This window comes from Aeromonas sobria (assembly GCF_050266975.1).
GTDB classification, from domain to species: Bacteria; Pseudomonadota; Gammaproteobacteria; order Enterobacterales; family Aeromonadaceae; genus Aeromonas; species Aeromonas sobria_B.
The window spans coordinates 1-276 of sequence record NZ_JBKISU010000132.1 but is presented as its reverse complement, the minus strand read 5'-3'; the positions used below and the strand labels follow the sequence as shown (position 1 = coordinate 276).

Genomic DNA, 276 nt, shown 5'->3' with positions numbered 1-276 from the left:
CTGTGTGGGCACTCACAGCATCGAACATCAAACAATTTTGTTGATTTTCAATGTCTGGTGAAGTGACCAAGACGATTTCTTAGCAATAAGAAGTCGAACAGTTTATTTCAGCAATTCATTGAGCCGCTGAAGTTCATTGCCTCGGTAATGAATGAACGCAAACCAAACTTAAATTGAAGAGTTTGATCATGGCTCAGATTGAACGCTGGCGGCAGGCCTAACACATGCAAGTCGAGCGGCAGCGGGAAAGTAGCTTGCTACTTTTGCCGGCGAGCG

1 rRNA gene is annotated in these 276 nt (G+C 45.3%); it reads left to right on the top strand.

The annotated features are described in order from the left end of the window. Positions 1-170 precede the first annotated feature (170 nt). Positions 171-276, top strand: a 16S ribosomal RNA gene (locus ACLHZ1_RS20780); the annotation flags it as partial.